15 protein-coding genes are annotated in these 21,781 nt (G+C 38.4%); 7 read left to right on the plus strand and 8 right to left on the minus strand.

Going from position 1 to position 21,781, the window contains the following annotated elements:
* Positions 1–23: 23 nt before the first annotated feature.
* Positions 24–3,158 (plus strand): efflux RND transporter permease subunit, encoded by a 3,135-nt coding sequence (locus tag WC623_RS06275; RefSeq protein ID WP_372849083.1) that lies wholly within the window; start codon positions 24–26, stop codon positions 3,156–3,158.
* Between the two features lie 28 nt (positions 3,159–3,186).
* The gene (locus WC623_RS06280; protein ID WP_372849085.1) at positions 3,187–4,563 is read left to right on the plus strand and encodes an efflux transporter outer membrane subunit; all 1,377 of its coding nucleotides are present in this window, start codon (positions 3,187–3,189) and stop codon (positions 4,561–4,563) included.
* Between the two features lie 356 nt (positions 4,564–4,919).
* On the opposite strand, the gene WC623_RS06285 is transcribed toward WC623_RS06280, so the two are convergent.
* The 4 genes from WC623_RS06285 to WC623_RS06300 form a co-directional block, all read right to left on the minus strand.
* The gene (locus WC623_RS06285) at positions 4,920–5,363 is read right to left on the minus strand and encodes a hypothetical protein (protein ID WP_372849087.1); all 444 of its coding nucleotides are present in this window, start codon (positions 5,361–5,363) and stop codon (positions 4,920–4,922) included.
* Between the two features lie 163 nt (positions 5,364–5,526).
* Complete coding sequence (locus WC623_RS06290) at positions 5,527–5,988, minus strand: type I restriction enzyme HsdR N-terminal domain-containing protein (protein WP_372850558.1); 462 nt, start codon at positions 5,986–5,988, stop codon at positions 5,527–5,529.
* Positions 5,989–6,018: 30 nt separating this feature from the next.
* Complete coding sequence (locus WC623_RS06295) at positions 6,019–6,420, minus strand: hypothetical protein (protein WP_372849089.1); 402 nt, start codon at positions 6,418–6,420, stop codon at positions 6,019–6,021.
* A 10-nt stretch (positions 6,421–6,430) separates the two neighbouring features.
* Positions 6,431–7,042 (minus strand): RDD family protein, encoded by a 612-nt coding sequence (locus WC623_RS06300; protein ID WP_372849091.1) that lies wholly within the window; start codon positions 7,040–7,042, stop codon positions 6,431–6,433.
* Positions 7,043–7,107: 65 nt separating this feature from the next.
* On the opposite strand from WC623_RS06300, the gene holA reads away from it, so the two are divergent.
* Positions 7,108–8,133 carry a DNA polymerase III subunit delta gene (gene holA, locus WC623_RS06305; RefSeq protein WP_372849093.1) on the plus strand — a complete coding sequence of 342 codons (1,026 nt, stop codon included), beginning with the start codon at positions 7,108–7,110 and terminating at the stop codon, positions 8,131–8,133.
* Here the strand turns inward: holA and WC623_RS06310 are convergent.
* Together WC623_RS06310 and WC623_RS06315 are read right to left on the minus strand one after the other, a co-directional pair.
* Entirely contained in the window at positions 8,130–8,897 is a 768-nt protein-coding gene (locus tag WC623_RS06310) for a LytR/AlgR family response regulator transcription factor (RefSeq protein WP_372849095.1), read from the minus strand. The genes holA and WC623_RS06310 overlap by 4 nt on opposite strands.
* A gap of 10 nt (positions 8,898–8,907) precedes the next feature.
* Positions 8,908–9,999 (minus strand): sensor histidine kinase, encoded by a 1,092-nt coding sequence (locus WC623_RS06315; RefSeq protein ID WP_372849097.1) that lies wholly within the window; start codon positions 9,997–9,999, stop codon positions 8,908–8,910.
* Between the two features lie 274 nt (positions 10,000–10,273).
* On the opposite strand from WC623_RS06315, the gene WC623_RS06320 reads away from it, so the two are divergent.
* The 4 genes from WC623_RS06320 to WC623_RS06335 all read left to right on the plus strand — a co-directional run bounded on the left by WC623_RS06320 (position 10,274) and on the right by WC623_RS06335 (position 18,894).
* Positions 10,274–11,623, plus strand: coding sequence for a TolC family protein (locus tag WC623_RS06320; protein ID WP_372849099.1), 1,350 nt, complete (start codon positions 10,274–10,276; stop codon positions 11,621–11,623).
* Positions 11,624–11,631: 8 nt separating this feature from the next.
* Complete coding sequence (locus tag WC623_RS06325) at positions 11,632–12,780, plus strand: efflux RND transporter periplasmic adaptor subunit (RefSeq protein ID WP_372849101.1); 1,149 nt, start codon at positions 11,632–11,634, stop codon at positions 12,778–12,780.
* Between the two features lie 24 nt (positions 12,781–12,804).
* Positions 12,805–15,993 (plus strand): efflux RND transporter permease subunit, encoded by a 3,189-nt coding sequence (locus tag WC623_RS06330; protein ID WP_372849103.1) that lies wholly within the window; start codon positions 12,805–12,807, stop codon positions 15,991–15,993.
* Between the two features lie 180 nt (positions 15,994–16,173).
* Positions 16,174–18,894 carry a family 78 glycoside hydrolase catalytic domain gene (locus WC623_RS06335; protein ID WP_372849105.1) on the plus strand — a complete coding sequence of 907 codons (2,721 nt, stop codon included), beginning with the start codon at positions 16,174–16,176 and terminating at the stop codon, positions 18,892–18,894.
* Here WC623_RS06335 and WC623_RS06340 read toward each other — a convergent pair.
* A complete protein-coding gene (locus WC623_RS06340; RefSeq protein ID WP_372849107.1) occupies positions 18,867–19,949 on the minus strand; it encodes an acyltransferase family protein in 1,083 nt (360 codons plus the stop codon). The two genes, WC623_RS06335 and WC623_RS06340, sit on opposite strands and share 28 nt — an antisense overlap.
* 60 nt (positions 19,950–20,009) lie before the next feature.
* On the minus strand, positions 20,010–21,779 hold the full coding sequence (locus tag WC623_RS06345) for a hypothetical protein (protein WP_372849109.1): 1,770 nt from the start codon (positions 21,777–21,779) through the stop codon (positions 20,010–20,012).
* Between the last annotated feature and the right edge of the window lie 2 nt (positions 21,780–21,781).

A 21,781-nucleotide genomic window follows, 5' to 3' on the forward strand; every position in this document is an offset into this window, starting at 1 on the left:
ATTGATTCAAATATTAAACAATTATGTTAAAAAAGTTTATAGACAATCCCGTATTATCGACTGTAATATCGATAATCATTGTCATACTGGGCTTATTGGGTTTGTTTTCGCTACCCATATCTCAGTACCCGGATATTGCGCCGCCCGCAGTTGAGGTGAGTACGGCTTACCAGGGTGCAAGTGCCGACGTAGTGATGAAAAGTGTAATCACACCATTGGAAGAACAGATCAACGGTGTCGAGAATATGACTTACATGACTTCCAAAGCAAGTAATGATGGAAGTGCCAGCATTACGATTAATTTCAAGCAAGGAACAGATCCTGATATGGCTGCAATTAACGTGCAGAACAGGATTACTAAAGCAACCAGCTTATTGCCTGCAGAGGTGATAAAAATGGGGATTACGACCAGTAAAAGGTTGAATAGTGAGGTTTTTAGTTTTCTGCTGTATAGTGAAGATGGGAAATATGATCAGAAATTTCTTGATAATTATCTGAAAATCAATATTATTCCTCAGATTAAAAGAATCCAGGGAATTGGAGATGCTCAGGTATACGGTGGTAAGGATTACAGCATGCGGATTTGGTTAAAGCCAGATGCGATGGCTGCTTATGGTCTTATTCCGAGTGATATTGTGAATGCATTGGCTGAGCAGAATATTGAAGCTGCACCAGGTAAGGTTGGTGAGAACAGTAATCAGAACTTCCAGTATACATTAAAATATACGGGTAGGTTTGAAAAGGCTGTGGAATTTGAGAACATTATCCTTAAATCTGTTGGTAGTGGGCAAGTGCTGAAATTAAAGGATGTAGCCGACATTAACCTTGGCTCATTTACTTATTCAAGTACCTTGACAGCACAAGGACAGGAGTCGCCGTATGTAGCGGTAAGTCAGACTTCAGGATCCAATGCACACGAAATCATTAAACAGTGTGAAAAGATCCTGAAGGATGCTGAAAAAACCTTCCCGAAAGGAATTAAGATCGGTGTATTTGCCAATGCAAATGAGTTCCTGGATGCTTCCATCTCTAAGCTGATCTTTACCATTATCGAAGCTTTTATCCTGGTATTTATTGTGGTTTTCATTTTCCTACAGGATTTCCGCTCTACATTGATTCCTGCTATTGCAGTGCCTGTAGCGATTATTGGAACTTTCTTCTTCCTGAAGTTATTTGGTTTTACCATTAACCTGCTGACCTTATTTGCCCTCGTGTTGGCCATTGGTATTGTGGTGGATGATGCGATTGTAGTAGTAGAGGCGGTACATGCGAAATTAGATCAGGGGGCTAAATCAGCTAAGAAAGCAACGATGCACGCCATGAGCGAGATCAGTAGCGCCATTATTTCTATTACATTGATCATGGCTGCGGTATTTGTTCCGGTAACATTTGTGACCGGATCGGTAGGGGTATTTTACAAACAGTTCGGTTTAACCCTGGCAGTGGCAATTATCATATCGGCTGTTAATGCCTTGACTTTGAGTCCGGCTTTATGTGCTTTATTATTAAAACCTCATCAGCCACATGATCAACCTAAAAAGGGTTTCATGCAAAGGTTCTACGCTAGTTTTAATGCTTCGTTTACGGCCATGACTGCCCGTTATAAAAAGTCTGTAGTTTTTCTGATCAATAAAAAATGGGTAGCATTTGCAGGTATTGCATTGTTCTCGGTATTGTTTTGGTTCCTGGTAAAAACGACTCCAACAGGATTTGTACCGAATGAAGATAGTGGTTCTATTTATGGAAACGTGATTCTTCCGCCAGCTACTTCGCTGGAACGGACGGAGGAGATTGCGGATCAGATTGACAGTATTGCACGTTCCATTCCTGAAGTAGAACTATCATCGAGACTTGCAGGTATGGATCTGATGAGTGGAACGGGAAGTTCATATGCTGCTATTTTTATACGATTGAAGCCATGGGCAGAACGTACAAAAAAAGGACAGAATATTAAATCCGTTGTGGGTCAATTATTTGCTAAAACAGCAAATATTAAAGGCGCTAATATTATCTTTTTTGCCGCACCTACATTACAAGGTTTTGGTAATAATGATGGTTTTGAATTCCAGTTGCAGGATAAAACAGGTGGAAGTTATAAAGCTTTTGATGGGGTAATCGGCAAGTTTATGGGAACCTTGAATCAGCGTCCTGAGATTATGTACGCGGCTACATCTTATAATACAAGTTTCCCTCAGTATGAAGTGAGTGTAAATGTAGCGAAGTGTAAAGAAGCTGGTGTGGCGGTAAATACCGTATTGGAAACATTGCAAGGTTATCTGGGTGGTATTTATGCATCGGATTTTAACCGCTTTGGTAAGCAATACAAAGTGATGATTCAGGCTGAGGCTTCACAAAGGACGAATAAGGAATCATTAAGCAAAATATTTGTAAGGAATGAGAAAGGTGTAATGGCTCCAATTTCAGGATTTGTAACGCTTAAAAAGACTTATGGACCTGAGTTTATTAATCGTTTTAATCTATTTACCGCAGGTGCTGTTAATGGTGCGCCAAAACCTGGATACAGTTCAGGAGATGCGATTAAAGCGATACAGGAAGTTGCTGCACAAACTTTACCGCAGGGTTATACCTTTGAGTTTTCTGGCTTAACGTTGGAAGAGCTTTCCAGTGGAAACCAAACGCTACTGATTTTTATCCTGAGTTTACTGTTCATTTACTTCCTGCTTAGTGCGCAATATAAGAGTTATATATTACCGTTTTCAGTCTTGCTTTCTTTGCCAATTGGTTTGGCCGGTGCATTCTTGTTTGCCCGTTTATTCGGCCTGGATAACAATATATTCCTGCAAATCAGTTTGATTATGCTCATTGGTTTATTGGCTAAAAATGCAATTCTGATTGTTGAGTTTGCGCTGATGCACAGGTTGAGCGGAAGGAATTTAATCCAGTCGGCCATTGCAGGTGCAACGGCCAGATTACGACCTATCCTGATGACTTCTTTTGCCTTCATTTTCGGTTTGTTGCCATTGATGTTGGCTACCGGTGCTGGTGCCATCAGTAATCGTTCCATAGGGACTGCAGCTGTAGGCGGGATGTTGATTGGAACTGTCTTCGGCGTGTTTGTAATTCCAGTGCTGTTTGTGGTTTTCCAATCGCTACAGGAAAAGGTTAGCGGTGGTCCGAAAGTTAAGGAGGTGGAATAACAAAACGAATAATTTAAAATATACATTAATGAAATCATACATAGGAATTTTATTGTTGCTCATCCTTGCTTCTTGTAAGGTATCGCAACCATACCAAAGGCCAGACTTAAATACGGCCGATCTGTACCGGGATTATACTGGTACAGATACCAGTAATGTAGCTTCATTGTCTTTTAAGAGGTTATTTTCTGATAACGTATTATCTGGATTAATTGAAGAAGGCCTGGCGCAAAATATTGATCTTAAGATTGCATATCAACGCATTATCGCAGCTGAATCTAATTTTAGACAAAGTCGTGCAGCTTTTTTGCCTGACTTGAATGGCAGTGCCAGTGTTAAGCAGTCTAAACTTGCCTTTCCGCAGGGATTTGGTATCATCAACTCTTCTACTCAGTACGATTTAGGTCTGACTGCAAGCTGGGAGGCAGATATATGGGGTAAACTGAAAAGTGCCAAAAGAGGCGCCCTGGCAAGTATGCTACAAACTGAACAAGCACGTAAAGCGATTCAAACTCAATTGATAGCAGATATTGCTAATCGTTATTTTACATTGTTGGCCATGGATCAGCAGTTAAGTATCCTCGAACAAACGGTAAGCAATAGGAAAACTGATGTACATACTATGAAATCATTGAAAGCTGCGAACATTGTGACCGGTGCTGCGGAAGTGCAGAGTGAAGCGAGTATGTATGCTGCAGAAGTGGCTATCCCTAAGTTGAAGAAACAGATCAGGGAAGTTGAAAACAATTTGAATGGCTTGCTGGCAAAACCATCTGGCCCGGTGAACAGGACTTCTTTAAAGGATCAACGGCTGGTTGTTGATCTAAACACAGGTGTTCCAATCCAATTGCTGGAAAACAGACCTGATATAAAACAAGCAGAATATGCTTTTATGGCTGCTTCTGAAAATACGAACGTAGCAAGAAAACTATTTTATCCTTCTATCAGCTTAACCGCTGCTGGTGGTTTTACCAGCTTTAGTTTAAAAGATTGGTTAACCCCAGATGGCTTGTTCGGTAATATTGCCGCAGGAATTGCACAGCCTATATTTAGTAAAGGTGTAAATAAAGCTAGATTAACAACAGCTAAAGCTGCACAGCAGGAAGCTGCATTGAATTTCCAGAAAGCATTGTTAGGAGCAGGTGAGGAGGTTTCTAATGCACTTTTTGCTTACGAAACGGCTATCAAGCAACAAAGTATTCGTGTGAAACAATTGACGGCACTTCAAAAGTCTGTTGATTTTACAAAGAAACTCTTACGCTATAGCTCTGCAACTAATTATACGGATGTATTGACATCGGAGCAGAATTTGCTGGCTGCACAATTGGAAGATGTAGATGATAAATTGCAACAATGGCAGGCGGTGATAGCGCTTTATCGCTCCCTTGGAGGGGGAGGAAATTAGGCATCTCCTCTAAGGCTGGAATCTTTGCCTGAAGAAGGCAAAGTTCCTATGCCTTTTCGGAGAAACCAAATTTCCTTTTCAAGCATTTGGCCAGAGCTGTAGGTTTACGAACGGCTTGTTGTACAACACGACGAACTAAAATACCACCATGAATGACACTATTGGTATGCAGCTTTGCTAATAAACAGGATTCGCCAGCTTGCTTAAACATTATGCTTATAACACAAAGTTTTACCAATAAACAAGGCTAGTCAACTTTGCTTATGCATTATGCTGACACAAAATATACCTTCTACGAAAAGGCTTGAGGCGCTTTTTCCCTTCAGAAAAAGATGCCAGCCTTAGAGTAGAAGGGTTTATTTTGCCTTTTTGTTTATGCTTTTTACCACATCTTTTACTTGACTTTTGGTGAGCTTTATTTTTATTGGAACGTTCTTTTTTTCTGATTCCTGAATGTTGTCCAGATCCGAAATGTTTACGCAATTCCCCAATTGAAGGCTTCCATCATGCAGATCAAATTGAATCTGGCTATGGTCTTTTATCTTTCCATTAGCTGGATTAATTTTAGTATTTAGCATAACAGTACAGTCGCTTTCAATATATTCTGTTAATGCAGTGAGCGTATATTTTGAGAGTTTATATTTTATAGAGGCAAATCCGAAGAAGCGTTTAAGCGTGGTTACGCTAATTTTCTTATGGGTATTTTCAAAAATATCATCAACGATTTTTTTACAGTCGGCCGGAGAGGTATTATAGATTCCTGCTCTTGATTTTACTTTATTTTTGAGTTCTTCAAGCATGATGGCGTTTTATAAGCAAACATAGGTCAACAAGAAAATGTTTGCTTATGCATCATGCTGACACAAAAATTACTTTCTCTGATGCTGCCTCAGGCGCTTTTTCCCTTCAGCAAAAGATGCCAGACGCAGAAGCGAACGGTTATTTTGATGTTATTTTTGATGATTAGAGCGCCTGATATTCTGGCAACTCTTCAATAAATGCAAACTGTTCAGCCTGGTGGTCAATAACGGCGTAACAATGTCTTAAGCCATTTGTTACCACGAGCCATTTGGTTTTATGCACAGAATTGTACCTTGCTGCCTGATCGAATACCGACTGTGTGATTTTTACTGAAGGAGCCTTACATTCAATCACCATAATTCTTTTTCCCTGGGTATTGAAAATTACAATGTCCGTTCTTTTCTGAAGTTTGTTCAGACTTAGCCCGCCTTCAATCTGTATTAAAGATTTGGGAAACTTCTTTACAACAACCAGGTATTGTATAAAATGTTGTCTCACCCATTCCTCAGGTGTTAATACCAGGTGTTTCTTTCTTACCTCATCAAATATGAAATGCTGGGCATCCTTTAATGTAATTCTAAAAGGATATTCCGGTAAGTTGAGTGGGGTTGGTGTAAAAGACATGCTTTTTTGTTCAGGCATCAGCTGGTAAAATTATAAAAGATTGAAGAAAGGAGCCGCCCTATAGCCAATCATAAATGTAAGTCTTAAGATGAAAAATATAACCAAGGCTGTTTTAACCTTGTTGTTCGTGAGGGTTACCATGAAATAGAATATTGCCGCTAATGTTACAATATCTGAGGTCCATCCATAGATGTTATAGATCAAATTAATGTTTTCACCGTTACCATTGCTCATTACAGACGAAAACATAAACCGTTGAAGGAGGAACATGATTGTAGAGAAAAAATACTCTATTCCAAGAATGATCAATAGGGCTTTTATACTTTGCTCATTGTTTTTTTCGCCCGACTGAGATGGGGCAATATTTGCTCCGCAATTTTTACAGAATTTTGCTTCTTCAGCATTGGGAGTATTACATTTTATACAGTTCATAAGAGTTCTTTTAATTGAAATATTGACTTTTATCTATTACCATAGTGTTGGCGGTACGGTCGCCCAGCCTTCTGCCATCAATAGTTGCGAATACCATAACTGGTTCTATAAAACTACCCACAAATGGAATAAATCCTAGTAATAGGACGATCACGTTTCTTAAGCACGATTTTTTTCTTGTACAAGGCATATTCGTGTCCAGATCAATTACCATCAGCTTCATGGTTCTTTTGCCTGGGCTTTGTCCATTTTTGAAACCGTCTTTTAAAAGTTGAAAAGCAATAGGAATTAAGGTTAGTAATCCGCCAATAATACAAAGTGTTATGGCAATTTCCTCTTTATTTCCATAAGCGTAAATAAAAGCGAAAAACAGAATTGCCGCGGCAGGAATCATCAATCCAATAAAAATTAAGCCATCTATAAGTATTGCTGCAAACCTGTTTCCAATAGAGGCTTTGTTGTAAGGCAAACCATTTTGTGGCTGACGTTCAAAAGGATTGTGGATTTCAGGGTTATTATAATCAGCAGTAGCGTTTTCTGCAATAAGCCTGGCACCATCTTTCACACAAAAATTTATGTCAGATGGGTAGCTTGTTTTACATAGAGGGCATAAATGATTCATAGGTTAGATATAAATGATAATTGTGCAAAAGTAGACAAAAAAATTATCTAAGTTTGGCTCATCATATGAGTGCTGCCGACATAATAAAAGACATTAAAGCAAGAAAGTTTAAACCTGTTTACCTGTTACATGGGGAAGAACCTTATTATATAGATCAGATCATCCATTATATGGAAGAGCATATTCTGAATGATATGGAAAAAGGTTTTAATCAAACTGTTTTATATGGTAAGGATACCGATATGGCAACCGTTATGAATGCCGCCAAGCGTTATCCAATGATGTCTGATTATCAACTTGTAGTTGTAAAAGAGGCGCAGGATTTGAAATGGGCAAAAGAAACTGAGGGGAGTAGTAAAACTGCTGAATTTGTACTGAGTTATTTCGAAAAACCATTGCCGAGTACTATTTTGGTTTTAGGTTATAAATACGGCAACTTCGATAAACGTAAAAAGATCTATAAAGCAATAGATAAGAACGGTGTTGTTTTCCAGTCGGATTTAGTACGCGATTATAAATTGGCCCAATGGATAGATGGATTGGTAGCTGAAAAAGGCTATAAAATTGCTCCTCAGGCATCGGCTTTAATGGCGGAATACCTGGGTACTGATCTTTCTAAAATTGCGAATGAGGTAGAAAAACTGATTTTAAACATTAGCAAGGAGACTACTATCGATACCGATATTGTTCAGAAAAATATAGGAATAAGTAAAGAGTACAATGTATTTGAATTGCAAAAAGCATTAGCAGTTAAAAATGTGCTAAAGTGCAACCAGATCATTAATTATTTTGCTGATAATCCTAAGGCAAATCCTATGGTAATGGTGATGGCCAATCTGAATGCCTATTTTGCGAAAATTCTTAAATATCACTATTTGCCTAATAAAGGAGATGCTGCAAAAGAGCTTGGGGTAAATCCTTACTTTGTCAAAGATTATGAAACTGCTGCGCGTAATTATAGTTTGCCTAAAACTTTCGACATCATTAGTCTGATGAGAGAATATGATTTGAAAAGCAAAGGAGTGGATAGTACTGGTAATACGACCGACGGCGAGTTACTAAAAGAGCTATTGTTTAAAATGTTGCATTAATGGTCTAACCATTGTTTAAAAGCCGTTGCTTTTTCCCGGCTGATAAAGACTTCTGCATCAGGGTATTTGTGTAGAATAACTTTCAATTTTCCATTAAAGAAGTTATGAATATCTTTTATGCTATTGATGCTGATAATATGTTGTCTGTTCGCTCTAAAAAAAATTGCAGGGTCTAACTGCTCTTCCATTTCATCCATGGTATAAGGGACCGCATGTTCCTGTCCGTTTTCAAGAACAAGATTTGTGATTTTGAATTCAGAATAGATGTAATCAATGTCATTAACTACGACTGTTTTATAGCCATCATTTATTTGAATTAAGAAGCGTGACCGATAAACCGGATCTTGCTTTTTAATGATATCAATCAGATTAGAAATCATAGGATCAGGCTGCTGTTTGCCTATAAGTTTCGTAAGTTGATCATATTTAGCCAATGCAGCACCCAGTTCTTCTTTATGAATTGGTTTTAACAGATAATCAATGCTATTCACCTTAAATGCTCGTATTGCATATTCATCGTATGCAGTAGTAAAAATAACGGGTGTTGTGATGTTACAAGCTGAGAAAATTTCAAAGCAGAGACCATCTGCCAAACGTACATCCATCAAAATAAGATCAGCTTGATGATTTGATGAAAACCATTCAATGCTATCTGCCACACTTTCCAATATGCCTACAATAGAAATGTCAGGATTAAGCTCCTTAATCATTGCCTGCAATCTGTTAGCATTGTGTTTCTCGTCTTCAATAATCAGTAATTTCATTGCATTTTTGTTAAATGTTCATTAAAGGTAATTTCACAATAAACAGATCCTCAGTTTCTGTAACTTCAGGAAGTTTGTCGGACAGCAAATGATAACGGCTTTCTATGTTTTTTAGGCCTGTACCAGTAGAGGGAATATTATAGTTCAGTCGTTGCAGTGAATTGGTAATGACCAGATTTTGTTGATCGTCCTCTTCAATATTTATCGTTAGTGGCTTTGAGCGTGATGCTGTATTATGTTTAATTGCATTTTCAATTAATAACTGTAATGTAATTGGCGGGATTCCCTTTTTAAGAACCTCATCACTTAAGGTGATCTGCATTTTTATGTTTTCGCCGAGTCGTATTTTGATCAGATAAAAATAAGCTTCAGCAAAACGCATTTCCTCTTCTACAGAGATGATATTTTTATGAACATTAATAATCATGTATCTATATACACGTGACAGTTTTTCTAAAAAGTGCTGTGCCGCATTAGTATCATCTTCAATCAGCGCAGAAAGAGTACTGAAATTGTTGAACATAAAATGTGGGTCAAGCTGCATTTTGAGTGATTGTAACTCCGATTCAAGTGCAATTTGCTTTAGCTCAGCAGCCTTTAAATTCAAATTTGAGGTTTCTAGCATAGCGGCTTTCCATTGTTGTAAAAAGAAATTGCCCGTAAAAATTAAACTGATCAGTACAGATAGTAATGTGCTGACTACAAATGACTGTCGCAATGCAAGAGAATTCAGGTCACTGAACTTCATCTGGCCTCCAAAAACAGTAAGCGAAGCATTCATGTAAAAATAAAGAAACAGGATAGAAACAATAATCTGTATGCTAAATTGAAGTACAAACCTTGATAAAGGATGTGATACCCAAGGAATTTTTCTATCTAATATCCGTGCTATAGTCAGACAGATCTCTGTTATTAAAAAACAGAATAACAAAACAAATCCCCATTCGCTAAGAATTGCGCTGGTCTCTCTTTGGAAGAATGAAGACCATGGCCTATATGGATTAATCATATAAGACAGCAAATAGAAGCCGATAAACACCACAGGAATAGTAATAAACCTGAGATATCTATAAAAGTCTTGTGATTCTTTCTTTAACGTCATTTAATTTCTATTGGCTTTTTGTACAATGTTACTATAAAAAAGACAATCTGATGATAAAAGTTAACTGAATAGCTCAATCTTAAAACTAAAGCGGATAATCCTCCTACTCAACCGATCTGTTTCATGACTTATAAATTTACATAAATCAAATTCATTTGAGTTTGCTTATGAGTCGGTTCAGTCTCAAAATTGAAGAGTTCGGTCAACTTTTACCAGCATGGCTTCAATAGAAAATTACTTTTGCAGCTTCAAAATTCTCAATTCGAAAGATAATATGAATGTAAATAAAATATCATTTGTGTTTTTTGTGATGGCAGCGGTCTTCTTTCCTACGCATATTTTTGCACAGACCGACAGCACAAAGACAGTATTGCAACAAGCATCGTTGCAGGATGTGATTAACTATGCGCTTAAGAATAAGCCCGGCGTAAAACAGACATTGGTAGATGAAGAAATTGGTGAGCGCGATATTAAATCGGCACTTTCTGGTTGGCTACCTCAGATCAATGCAGACGCGAATTTTAACCACAATATGAAACAGCAAGTTAATGCTTTAACAGTTGATGGACAAACTTCGTACATGACCTTTGGTACTAAAAATACTTCAGGGATTACTTTGCAAGCTGATCAACAACTTTTAAATGCTGGATTAATTCAGGCTTCTAAATCAGCTAAGTATTACAGACAACAGTATAAACAAGGTACCGAAAACACTAAGATTACTACTGTAGTTGAAGTGAGCAAGGCTTTTTATGACATTTTGACCAGTCAGGAGCAGTTTAAAATCATAGACGAGAATATATCCCGTTTAGAAAAACAATTTAAAGATGCTAAAGCGCAATATGATGCTGGTTTAGTTGATAAAACAGACTTTCAAAGAGCTCAGATTAGTTTAAGTAATGCTAAAGCAGATAGAAAAAGAACACAGGAACTGTTGAAGTTCAAATACGCTTATTTAAAATCTATTATTGGCTACGATGCAAGTAAAGATTTAAGTCTGGTGTTTAATGAAAAGGGTATGGAGCAAGAAGTGCTGTTAGATACAGCTCAAGTGCTTAATTATCAGAATAGGATTGAATACAAGCAGTTAGAAACACAGCGTCAGCTTCAACAAATCAATACTTCTTATAATAAACTGGCATACATGCCTAAGCTTTCTGCTTTTGCAAATTACAGCTGGAATTATCTTAATAACGATTTTAAAAACTTGTATAAGGAGTCGTACCCTGGTTCAATGGCAGGATTGAAATTGAGTATCCCTATTTTCCAGGGAACAAAGCGTACCCAGGAAATTCGTAAATCTCAATTATTGGAGAAAAGAATTGATTTAGATCTGGAGAATACCAGAAATCAAATCAATAGTCAATACGAGCAGGCTATGGCAACTTACAAAGCAGGCTTAAATGATTGGAAAACTGCAAATGAAAATCAGGAAATTTCTAAACAAGTTTATGGAACGATAAAGCTTCAGTATGATGAAGGTATTAAGACATACCTGGATCTGATGACGGCCGAAACCGATCTAAGAACTTCACAACTCAATTATCTAAATGCACTTTATAGTTTGCTTTCCGCAAAATTAGATGTGCAGCAAGCATTAGGAACAATAACCATTACTCAATAAAATTAGCGATGAACTTTAATTCGATAAAACCAGGCATTTTAATATTAGGTACTGTTTTCTTAGCATCATGCGGAAGTTCAGACAAACCTGCTCAGATGGCACCACCAGCGGCTACGCCGGTAAGCGTTTATACGGTAGCAGAAGAGGAAGTTACAACAGTTGATACCTACCCAGGTGTAGTTGTGGCTTTAAATGAAGTTGAACTTAGAGCAGAGGTTGGTGGTTATGTTACTGGTATCTTTGTACAAGATGGTCAGAAAGTGACCAAAGGACAAAAGCTATATGAAATAGACCGCACCAATTATCTTGCTGCATACAATTCTGCAAATGCTAATTTGCAAGTGGCTAAGGCCAATCACCTTAAAGCAAAAAAAGATGCAGAGCGTTACACTAATTTAGCACAGCAGGAAGCTGTAGCTAAACAAAGAGTAGATTATGCAATTACTGATATGGTAAACGCAGCATCGCAAGTTGCAGTAGCAGAAGCGGCTTTAGCTACTGCAAAAGCAAACCTTAACCGTTCTGTAATCGTTTCTCCACTAACAGGTACCATTGGTATTTCTCAGGTAAAAGCAGGAGCACTGGTTAGTCCAGGTTCTACATTGTTAAATACGGTGTCGACAAATGATCCGATTGCAGTCGATATTGCGGTAAATCAAAAGGATATTCCACGCTTTTTAAAACTACAGAAAAACGCTTCAACAGTTAAAGATTCAGTTTTCAGTATTGAACTTCAGGATAAGAGTGTATTACAGATGGCAGGTAAAATTGTTGCTGTAGATCGTTCAGTAGATCCGGGAACAGGTACCATCAAAGTAAGAATCAGTTACCCTAATGCATCTGGAATGTTGTTAAGTGGTATGACTTGTAACGTTAAGGTTTTAAACAAAGCTGAAACTAGGCAATTGACTATTCCTTATAAATCTGTATCTGAGCAATTGGGTGAATATATGGTTTACGTAGTAGGAGATAGCAGTAAAGCACAACAACGTATGATTAAACTTGGTGCTGAAGCTGGACAAAAGGTTGTTGTAACCCAGGGCTTAAGTGCAGGAGAAGTAATTGTCTCTGAAGGTGCACAGAATGTAAGACCAGGTGCTGTAGTACAGCCAACACCTTCCACTCAAGAAAATGCTGTTGCAAAATCAGCACAATAAAAGTTCAAAAATATTTAAGACATTATGATCTCAGATGTATTTATAAAACGGCCGGTAACAGCGATTGTTATCTCCATACTGATTGTCCTGGTGGGTACGATTGTACTAACTGGATTACCAGTGAGCCAGTACCCAAATATTGCACCACCAACAGTAACGGTGAGTGCTACTTATACCGGCGCGGATGCGCAAACCGTTGAACAAACGGTAACCACACCAATAGAAAGTCAGATTAATGGAACCCCAGGTATGAAATACCTGACTTCTTCAAGTACCGCGGATGGTCGTTCAACTATTACTGTAACTTTTGAAGTAGGAACGGATATTGACATTGCAGCCCTGGACGTGCAAAACAGAGTGGGCATTGCAGAACCTTCATTACCGGAAGCAGTAAGAAGGTTAGGGGTAACCACCAAAAAGGCTAATACAGATATGTTGATGGTGCTTGGTCTGCACTCTCCAAAGGGTACGTACGACCAAAAGTTCCTGTCCAACTATGTCAACTTATACATTAAAGATGCCATTTTAAGGGTTAAAGGTGTAGGAGATGCGATGGCCTTTGGTCAACCCTTTAGTATGCGTGTATGGCTTAATGCCGATAAAATGGCTGCTTTGGGTATTACTCCAACAGAGGTTTCTGCAGCTATTCAGGAGCAGAACACACGTATTCCCGGAGGTAGTGTAGGTGGACCGCCACAAAAGGAAAATCAGACTTTTGAGTTTTCCGTAATCATGGATGGCGACTTAAGTACGGAAGAAGAATTCAGAAATATCATCGTTAAAACAGCAGCAGATGGTTCTGCGGTATATCTAAAGGATGTTGCGAGAATTGAATTGGGAGAGTTTACTTATAGCATTAATTCTCAGATAAATGGTAAATCGGCATCTATGATGGGTATTTATCAAACGCCTGGTGGTAACGCGGTTCAAACTTACGAGGGAATTATCAAAACGCTTGATCAGTTAAAAAAATCTTTCCCTGAGGATTTGGATTATACTATTGGATATGAAACGGTATCTATCGTAAACGTATCTATCGATGGTGTTGTTAAAACATTAATCGAAGCACTGATTTTGGTAACTGTAGTAGTATTCTTATTCCTTCAAAGCTGGAGAGCAACGTTAATTCCCGTATTGGCAATTCCGGTTTCCATTATTGGTACCTTCATATTCTTTAACCTGTTGGGCTTTTCGGTAAACGTATTAACCTTGTTCGGTTTTGTGCTTGCCATCGGTATTGTGGTGGATGATGCGATTGTTGTGGTTGAAGCGGTGCAGCATTATATAGATAATGAAGGCTTATCTGCTAAAGAAGCAACTCGGAAGGCGATGAAAGATATTACAGCGCCGGTTATTGCAATTGCATTAATCTTGGCTGCAGTATTTGTTCCAGTAGGATTTATTCCGGGAATGGTAGGTCAGCTGTATCAACAGTTTGCTATTACTATTGCGATTTCGGTACTGATTTCAGCATTTATAGCCTTAACATTAACACCTGCATTGTGTTCAATCATGTTGAAGCCAATGAATATCGATAAGGATTCAAAAGGCATGAACAAGTTTTTCTACAAGTTTAACGCCTGGTTTGCAAGGGTAACCAGTAAATACTCCAGAGGTGTACAATGGTGTCTGAAAAAAGCACCTTTGGTAATGGTATTGCTGGTATGTATTTATGTAGGTACGGTTGGTCTGTTCAGTGCTAAACCATCAGGTTTTATTCCAAATGAGGATGCTGGTGTGTTTATTATGGGAGCAACCTTGCCTGAAGGTTCATCTGCAGTAAGAACTGATGCTTTTGTAAATAGAATTGTTGAAAAGATCAGTAAAGATAATCCTGAAATCAAAAACGTAACTTCTATTTCAGGAATTAACATCTTAAACGGTTCATTTAAATCAAACGCGGCAACTTTCTTTGTACAGTTGCACCATTGGGACGACCGTAAAACAAATGTAGCAGATGTTGTGGCTAAGGTACAAGGAACTTTTGCTGGTGATAAAGAGGGCAGTGTAATCGCAGTACAGCCACCTCCAATTCCAGGTTTAGGTTTTAGTGGCGGTTTTACTTTGCAGATTCAGGAACAGCAAACTGGAGACATTAAAAAGTTCCAGGAAGTAATTGGTAAATTCTTAATGGCTGCCAATCAAGATCCGGCGATAGGAATGGCTTATACTTTGTTTAGCTCGAATACGCCGAATTATAAACTTCATGTTGATCGTGATCAGGTGAAGAAAATGGGTGTTTCTATCGGGGCTGTTTACAGTACCATTTCATCTTACTTTGGTAGTGCTTATATCAACGACTTTACCAAATATGGTAGAAGTTTTAGGGTTGTTGCACAAGCAGATACCAATTACAGAAGCAAGATTGAAGATTTAAATCAGCTTTATGTGAAAAACATGAAAGGTGTTCCTGTTCCATTGGGAACTATGGTTTCTTATAAGAAAGTAGAGAACCCATCTGTACTTAATCACTATAACTTGTTCAGATCTATTGAAATTAGTGGTGCTGCAAAACCTGGAAGAAGTAGTGGTGAGGCATTGGCAGCTTTAGAGAAAATTGCAGCTGAGACATTACCTCCGGGTTATAATTACAACTTCTCAGGAATGAGTCAGCAGGAGCAGGAAGCTGGGGATAGTACTACAGTGATCTTTGCCTTAATTATTGTATTTGTGTTCTTGTTATTAGCCTCATTATATGAGAGCTGGTCTGTTCCATTCTCAATTTTATTAAGTGTCCCATTAGGATTATTCGGTGCTATCGTAGCACTAATGTTCTTACCGCATCTGGATAACAACATTTATGCTCAGGTAGGTTTGATTACCTTGATTGGACTTTCGGCAAAGAATGCGATTTTGATTGTTGAGTTTGCGAAAGAAAGGGTAGACTGGGGAATGGGTGTAATCCCGTCGACGATAGAAGCAGTGAAGCTAAGGTTACGTCCAATCGTGATGACCTCTTTAGCTTTTATTTTAGGAGTTGTTCCTTTGGCACTATCGGTAGGTGCAGGTGCTGTTTCCAGACAGACAATTGGTTGGACAGTGATCGGGGGTATGTTGTCGGCAACTATCTTAGCCTTATTTATTGTTCCGGTATTGTTTGTGTTAATTACTAAGCTGGCTTATGGAAAGAAAAAGTTAGCGGAGCTGGAAGCGAATTATGATGCGAATGCACATAAGGATGTTTTACATGCAGAACCAGATATTGAAGCGTAAGATTTAAAAATAACGCTTTTTTAGCGGATATAACACGAGAGACCGGTCATTTATGATCGGTCTTTTTTATATCCTCCCAAATATCTTTATACAGATCCATTTAATAAGGGAGCATGACAGTACATGATAGTTAGTGTTTGCTTATATGTATATTTAGTTCTCTAAACTAAATATTGAAACATGCTTGTTAAGAAAATCATTGCTTTATTTTTAATTCAGTTTGTTGCTGTAGTTGCATTTGCACAAAAGCTTGGCGTTTCTGATCTGACTGTAAATTATAAAACCAACCCGATAGGGATAGATGCCCAGGACTTACATTTCAGTTGGAAGCTAAATAGTCAGGAGAAACAAACTATGCAAAATAGCTATGAGTTGAGGTTGGCTACACAGAAAGAATCATTGTCTAAAAATCAAAATCTGACTTGGGAAAGTGGGAAAGTAGATAATAAACAATCTTTGCATATAGCCTATGCGGGTTCTCCTCTAAAATCAAAGCAACGCTATTACTGGCAGGTAAGAATAACAGATAATCATAAAAACTCATCAGCCTGGAGTGAGGTTCAGTATTTTGAGACAGGGGTAGGGAGAAGTTCAGAATGGACAGCGAAATGGATAGAAGCCGAAGAAATAACTGATGGAGCATCAGGACCAGTACCTACATTCTTTAAATCATTTAATATCAGTGCTCCAATAAAAGATGCCCGATTGTATATTACTGCTCATGGCATTTATGAAGCAAAGTTAAACGGTAAAAATATTAGTGAAAGCTTGCTTACACCAGGTTGGACCAGTTATAAAAAGAGATTGCAATATCAAACTTATGATGTAACCAGTATGTTGACTACTGGTGAAAATGCTGCGGTAGTGTCTATTGGAGATGGCTGGTATAGAGGGTTCTTACAATGGAACAAAAAACGCAACTGGTATGGTAAGGAAGTGGGACTCCTGTACCAATTGGAGATCACCACTGCAGATGGTAAAAAACAAGTGATAAATTCTGATGGTAATTGGAAATCCTCGTTCGAAGGACCAATCAAAGCTGCTGACATATATAATGGAGAAACATTTGACTCAAGACTTGATTTGCCTATTAATGCTAAGACAACAGCGAAGTGGAAAGGTGTAAGAGTAGTGGAGACATCATTGGATAACCTCGTTCCTCAGGAATCCCCTGCTGTAATCAGAAAGGAACAATTTAAACCATTAAAATTTATCAAGACGCCTAAAGGAGAAACTGTCGTTGATTTTGGGCAAAACCTGGTGGGTTGGGTTCAAATCAAAGTGAAAGGGAAAAGTGGTGAGATTTTGAAAATTAACCATGCTGAAGTATTGGATAAAGAAGGTAATTTTTATACAAGTAATTTGAGATCAGCGCTTCAGGAGAATACATTTATCCTGAATGGAAAAGAACAGTTTCTGGAGCCACGTTTTACTTTTCAGGGGTTCAGGTATATCAAGATAACATATCCTGGTAAATTAGATGAAAGTAATTTAACTGCAGTGGCAATTTATTCTGATATGGCCCCAACCGGATTTTTCACCTCATCTGATAAGCAGATTAATCAATTGCAGCACAACATACAATGGGGACAGAAAGGTAATTTTGTTGATGTACCAACTGATTGCCCTCAGCGAGACGAAAGGTTGGGCTGGACTGGTGATGCACAAGTATTTTTTAATACCGCAGCATATAATATGAATGTAAGTACTTTCTTCAAAAAGTGGCTGGGCGATTTGAAGGCAGATCAGTATGAAAATGGTAGGGTTCCCGCAGTAATACCTATTACCCATATGCGCGGTACTGATGGATCTGCAGGATGGGCGGATGCTGCGACGATCATCCCATGGGATTTTTACTGGGTTTATGGAGATAAAGGCATACTGTCTGCTCAATACGCAAGTATGAAAAAATGGGTAGATTACATGAGTAGTGTGGCTAACAATAATTTGTGGAATAATGGCACACATTATGGAGACTGGCTTTTTTATACAATGGCTGACGATCGTGATGGAAAGGCTGCTATTACTGATAAGCACTTGATTGCGCAAACTTTTTATGCGGCTTCTACACAAAATATGATCAATGCTGCAGAAGTACTCGGTAATAAGGATGATGTAGCAAAATATACTGATCTGCTTGAAAAAGTAAAAACAGCATTTTTAAAAGAGTATGTAACCCCTTCAGGCCGCCTGGTATCTAATTCTCAAACAGCTTATGTACTGGCTTTGAATTTTGATATGCTGCCTGAAAGCCTTCGTGCCCAGGCTGCGGCAAGATTGGTAGAAAATATAAAATCGTATAAAAATCATATCACTACAGGATTTCTTGGTACTCCTTACATTTGCCATGTGTTGAGTCGTTTTGGATATGATGACGTAGCTTACGCATTGTTATTTCAGGAAACCTATCCTTCCTGGTTGTATCCGGTAAAAATGGGAGCAACTACAATCTGGGAAAGGTGGGATGGAATTAAGACTGATGGCAGTTTCCAGAACACTTCCATGAATTCCTTTAACCACTATGCTTATGGTGCGATAGGCGATTGGATGTATAAGCGGGTTGCGGGACTTAGGGCCGCTGATGCAGGGTATAAAAAGATATGGATAGAGCCAAGCCCTGGTGGTAAATTCAGCAATGCTACAGCTAAACTGGAAACCCCTTATGGTACGGCACAATCAAGCTGGAAAATAGAGAATGGCAAATTCATACTTGATGTGATTATACCTGTAAATACGCAGGCTACTATAGTATTTCCACACTCTTCAGGAGCTAAAATCACAGAGAATAATAATGCAATAGAAGGACTCAAGTATTTAAAGAAGCGTAAAGGCGACTCTAAAAACGAGAGTGTGGAATTGGGTTCCGGAACATATCATTTTGAATATTTGATGAGCAAATAGGCTCTTAAGGGAGTGTCATAAAATTTCATAATTAAATAAGCAAAGCCAATTAGTAAGGCTGTACCACCAATGATGATGCTGACCAATAATGGTAGGCCTGGTTGATATTTGGTATAATAACTTGCAAAAATCCACATAGCGGCATAATGTGTCATATATAGTGGATAAGATAGCTTACCTAAAAATACACAAATGGCTTTTAAGCTCTGAGAAAGGTTTGCTCCAGCACCGATCGCCATAATTAAGGGGAAATAAACCAGAACTACCAATAGTTGAGTTAGCCAGTTCAATTCGCTATGTGGAAGAAGGAAAGCCAGTAACAATAAGGCCGATAACCCTAAAAAGCCCAACTTGTTTTTTATGATCCAGTTGAAACGGAAGATGAGCATTCCTGCCAAAAATGAATAAGCTATTCTGGCACCGCCATCCCAAAAGTTTTCACCAGCCCATCCACCTAGTAAACTACCATTAGCACGATGACTCACATAGCAGAGTGTAATTGCTGCAATTGCTGCTAAAAATAATAAAACGCTACGTTTTAGTCGGTAAAGTACCAAAGCGTAGATAATGTTGGCGACATATTCCCAAAACAGTGACCAGGCTGGTGCATTTAATCCAAAAATGTTAAAATATCGATCAGCCATTACAGGATTGGGGATCATCAGGAGTGTAGCAAAAAAGATCATTGCTATTTTTCCTGCGGTATATCCTTCCGGTATGCCAGTAAATGGATTAAAAAGAAAGGCGATCAATCCTAAAACCGTTCCTGCGATGACCATAGGATGTAAACGGATCAACCTGGATTTAAAAAATGCTGAAAGCCCCATTTTCCCAATCCTGTCATCATAAGCATAAGCAATTACAAATCCTGATAAACAGAAAAAGAAATCTACCGCTAAGAATCCATGTGCAATGAAGTTCTTTTCTGGTAAATAGACTATTTCCATAAAATGAAACACGACAATTGCTATCGCAGCTACTCCTCTTAATCCATCAAGTATTTCAAAATGCTGTTTGGTTTTTAAAATTTCAGGGTTCAGTTCAGTCGTGTTCATTTACAATAATAGCCATTCTATCGAATTCGCATCAACTTTTCATTAAAAAACAATTGTAAGCTATTTATTTGCTTCTAATATCTGATCGAAGGACAACTTGCTGCTTCCTTCTCCACGACCTGTTTCCCTGTATCTGCCAATCCAGTTATATGTTTTTCCGTTATACCAGCGTGTTCTTTGCCATGAACGACTAACTAGTGTTCCTGAATAAGGTACCTCTTCTTCATTGATGAAATATGGTGCAGGTTGTTCATTCAATATTACCCCTTTAGGTTTAACGGTTTCAGTTGGTGGCATACTTATTTTAGGCATAGCTGCTCGTTGAAAATGAATATCCTGATGACTGCCCGGTATTTGCATTGGGAGGAAAGGAATCCAATTTTCAGGAACTGTTGTCCCTAGTACATACCTGATCAAAGCGTTCGATTGCGAAATGGGGGGTGGTAGTATGTCATTTTTGTTTGCTGCATCATGCCCATTAATGCCGATTCCTGTAGCACCGGGAATGATATCTTCAATAGCCCATACCATATTGGCCATTTCATCTCGCATAAAGTTTACTTTTTCTAACGGTTCACTTTGTAAAGAACTAGCCAGTGTAGAGGGTAAAAAGAACTGTTTATTATAACTGCCTATATGGTCTTTATTGCTCAGATTATACATGCTCCAGCGTTGCCATTCATTATCCAGACCTGCATCAGCAGCTTGTATCAACGTACGGTCGCCAAATACATCCTTAACCACAAAACCACTAATTTCACATAATGTATTAACATGAACTCTATAAGGAATAACAAACCAATCGTTTCCATATACTAAGCCAAATTCTGCAAATAGCAACAACAAATGATCTGTGGTTTTAGCATTTAACTTTCCAAAATTGATTTGTCGTTCTTCCATTTCCCAGAATCGCTGGTTAGGCATCCCTTTAAATGAGGTGGCAGTAGGGATAAATGATATTGGAATTTCAGGACTAAGTTCTGGAATATAATCAGATTCTTCTAACTCTAGTAGTCTGCGTTCGGTATCCACATCAAAACTATACCAATCCAGTTGGCCCTGATAGTAATCCGGACTGTTTAATATGAGCTGACTACCATCTTTTTTGGGCGCTGCAGTGCTGAAACCATAGCTTAAGTTCTGTCCATCCCAGGCATTTTCTGCTGAGTCCTGTGGTTGAGTATATATACGTTGGTACCATGCTATAAAATTATTTAATATAGTGTCCATAACTGTTTCATCTGCAGCTGTTATGGCATTTTTGATTTTAAAACTGCCATCTATGACATCGGAAAGGATTTTTTCACCATCAAGTGCCCTCTTTATGGTACTGTACAGTAATTGCTGACTAGAGTCCTGATTATGGAAATCTGCTGTGTTTTCGGTAATTGGATAATTGTTTTTGTAGGCCGAAAGATAGGCCAACTTTAATACTGGGGAATGTAGTTGTATGAAATATTGTGCTATCTGGATTTTTAATGCAAGTGTAAATGGTACTTTTTCACGCTCTATCTGTGCTTCCATTGGTATATCATCACTGTATAATTTTGCTGTATGCTGTTGTAGTGCGATCCTGTCAATATGTATCTGTTTGGTGATTATCCTTGCATCTATAGCCGAACCTGCATCTTCACTTTCCAATTCGCCCATTTGCCATTGCCGCGTAAGGAACCACAATCCGTCGTGTACCTCTGCTCTTAGACTTTGTTCAAAATTTTGGGTACGGGGGCGTGGCTCCAATCTGTTGTATGCAGTAATGGAAGGGATCCTATATAGTTTGCTTAAAGCATTGGGCAGTGTTTGCTTTATTTGGTCGCTGAGTTGAATCATGG

It is taken from the genome of Pedobacter sp. (genome assembly GCF_041645105.1).
Lineage (GTDB): Bacteria > Bacteroidota > Bacteroidia > Sphingobacteriales > Sphingobacteriaceae > Pedobacter.

What these genes read in the sequence shown, in the direction of transcription:
- WC623_RS06315 (WP_372849097.1), bottom strand. Translation starts at nt 9,999, where the DNA reads ATGACGTTAAAGAAAGAATCACAAGACTTTTATAGATATCTCAGGTTT.
- WC623_RS06325 (WP_372849101.1), top strand. Translation starts at nt 11,632, where the DNA reads ATGAACTTTAATTCGATAAAACCAGGCATTTTAATATTAGGTACTGTT.
- WC623_RS06300 (WP_372849091.1), bottom strand. Translation starts at nt 7,042, where the DNA reads ATGAATCATTTATGCCCTCTATGTAAAACAAGCTACCCATCTGACATA.
- WC623_RS06320 (WP_372849099.1), top strand. Translation starts at nt 10,274, where the DNA reads ATGAATGTAAATAAAATATCATTTGTGTTTTTTGTGATGGCAGCGGTC.
- WC623_RS06340 (WP_372849107.1), bottom strand. Translation starts at nt 19,949, where the DNA reads ATGAACACGACTGAACTGAACCCTGAAATTTTAAAAACCAAACAGCAT.
- WC623_RS06280 (WP_372849085.1), top strand. Translation starts at nt 3,187, where the DNA reads ATGAAATCATACATAGGAATTTTATTGTTGCTCATCCTTGCTTCTTGT.
- WC623_RS06310 (WP_372849095.1), bottom strand. Translation starts at nt 8,897, where the DNA reads ATGAAATTACTGATTATTGAAGACGAGAAACACAATGCTAACAGATTG.
- holA (WP_372849093.1), top strand. Translation starts at nt 7,108, where the DNA reads ATGAGTGCTGCCGACATAATAAAAGACATTAAAGCAAGAAAGTTTAAA.
- WC623_RS06290 (WP_372850558.1), bottom strand. Translation starts at nt 5,988, where the DNA reads ATGTCTTTTACACCAACCCCACTCAACTTACCGGAATATCCTTTTAGA.
- WC623_RS06345 (WP_372849109.1), bottom strand. Translation starts at nt 21,779, where the DNA reads ATGATTCAACTCAGCGACCAAATAAAGCAAACACTGCCCAATGCTTTA.
- WC623_RS06295 (WP_372849089.1), bottom strand. Translation starts at nt 6,420, where the DNA reads ATGAACTGTATAAAATGTAATACTCCCAATGCTGAAGAAGCAAAATTC.
- WC623_RS06285 (WP_372849087.1), bottom strand. Translation starts at nt 5,363, where the DNA reads ATGCTTGAAGAACTCAAAAATAAAGTAAAATCAAGAGCAGGAATCTAT.
- WC623_RS06330 (WP_372849103.1), top strand. Translation starts at nt 12,805, where the DNA reads ATGATCTCAGATGTATTTATAAAACGGCCGGTAACAGCGATTGTTATC.
- WC623_RS06335 (WP_372849105.1), top strand. Translation starts at nt 16,174, where the DNA reads ATGCTTGTTAAGAAAATCATTGCTTTATTTTTAATTCAGTTTGTTGCT.
- WC623_RS06275 (WP_372849083.1), top strand. Translation starts at nt 24, where the DNA reads ATGTTAAAAAAGTTTATAGACAATCCCGTATTATCGACTGTAATATCG.